The organism is Ruminococcus sp. 5_1_39BFAA (assembly GCF_964240875.1).
Lineage (GTDB): Bacteria > Bacillota > Clostridia > Lachnospirales > Lachnospiraceae > Blautia_A.
Window position 1 is genome coordinate 1 of the sequence record NZ_CAXSVO010000087.1, and the last position, 1,479, is coordinate 1,479.

Annotated in this window: 2 protein-coding genes and 1 pseudogene; all 3 read left to right on the top strand. The window is 34.9% G+C overall.

Translation table 11 applies throughout. The features are described 5' to 3' along the window. A partial coding sequence (locus ACESZH_RS23870; RefSeq protein WP_373219588.1) for a hypothetical protein occupies positions 1-754 on the top strand: 754 nt, incomplete at its 5' end. Then, entirely contained in the window at positions 744-917 is a 174-nt protein-coding gene (locus tag ACESZH_RS23875) for a winged helix-turn-helix domain-containing protein (protein ID WP_373219586.1), read from the top strand. The genes ACESZH_RS23870 and ACESZH_RS23875, both read left to right, overlap by 11 nt. Positions 918-1,122: 205 nt before the next feature. Continuing rightward, positions 1,123-1,407, top strand: a pseudogene (locus ACESZH_RS23880) (response regulator); the annotation flags it as partial. Positions 1,408-1,479 lie beyond the last annotated feature (72 nt).

A 1,479-nucleotide genomic window follows, 5' to 3' on the forward strand; every position in this document is an offset into this window, starting at 1 on the left:
AAGAATTGTCATATCTGAATTCTTACCAAAAAAGAGTTATTTTTTACCAGAAACACAAACTATTTTACACTACCGCTACTTTTTGTATTATATGCTCACTGTTGCCATTTGTTTTATTCTTGGCTATGTGTTGCTGGTAAGCCTGGACAAAATATCACATCCAACGCAAGGGGAATTGTATGTCAGCATTTATACAGTTTTTACCCAGTTTGGAATGCTTATTTTTTCTGTGTTGATCATACAAACTTTTGCCGCGGATTACAAAGGTAAAAATATATTGTTCTATAAACTTATGGGGTATAATTGGTTTCGGTTCTTCCTTGGAAAGGTTGGCGTATTATTACTTTGGCTGAGTATAGCAACTCTCGGTGGGATTTTTCTGATTAGTGGATTGTATAGAGATTTTTCTTATACATTGCCGACAATGTTTTATTTTGAGAGTGTGCTTATTTATGAAGTTCTCTTAGCAAGTATGTGGGGATTTTTATTTAAGAACATCATAGGGGCATATGTATCTAATTTTGCATTTTGGCTTATTGCAATGATTGTTTCAATAGCAAATAGTAAGTTAAGTTTTCTGGCACGATATGATGCATCAAATCCGGTATTCTTGCGGTTTAATCAATATTACAATACCCATAAAAGCGATTATTTGGATATTGTAGGAAATTGTATATATTCTATTGTGCTGTTAGGAGTTGTATTGCTTATCTTATTTACTTTTAGAAAAAGATGGGAAAAGAATGGTATATAGTTGCCAGGTGATTTCCAAAGAGCAAATCTACGAAGCGGTCTGGAAAGCGAACCCGGAGCATTGCGGGGCGGCGGTGGCGAATGTGGTGTATTCGCTCAGACGGAAGAGCGGAGATGAGTACATAGAAACTGTAGTTGGGAGCGGGTATCGGTTTGTGGGATGAGAAAAAAGTTAAGTGCCGATGGCAAATTTGAAACAAGAAACTATTGCAAAAGAACAATAATGTCTTGGAAAAGGTGGGGCAAATTTTAGATAAGAAGCGCCACCTTTTTAACTGCAAAATGACTTTTGGTCTTCAGTTGAGAAAATGGAAAAGTTACGGTATAATGTGAATCGAAAGTTCTGAAACGAGGTGAAGATGTCAAATTATGGGTAATGATATAATTTTGATTGTTGACGATGAGAAAGAGATTGCAGATCTTCTTGAATTATATTTGAAGAATGAGAATTACCAAATACGCAAATTTTATAATGCTATGGATGCTTTGGCGTGTGTTGAAAAGGAAAATATTAGTTTGGCAATTTTGGATATAATGATGCCGGATATAGATGGATTTACACTTTGTGGAAAGATACGGCAAAAATATTTGTTTCCAATTATTATGCTGACCGCAAAGATTGAGGATATGGATAAAATAAAAGGACTTACACTAGTACAGCATTGCATTAATAATTAAGCAATATCAAACCGTCAAAGGTATACCTTTATAAGTCCATTTAAAGGG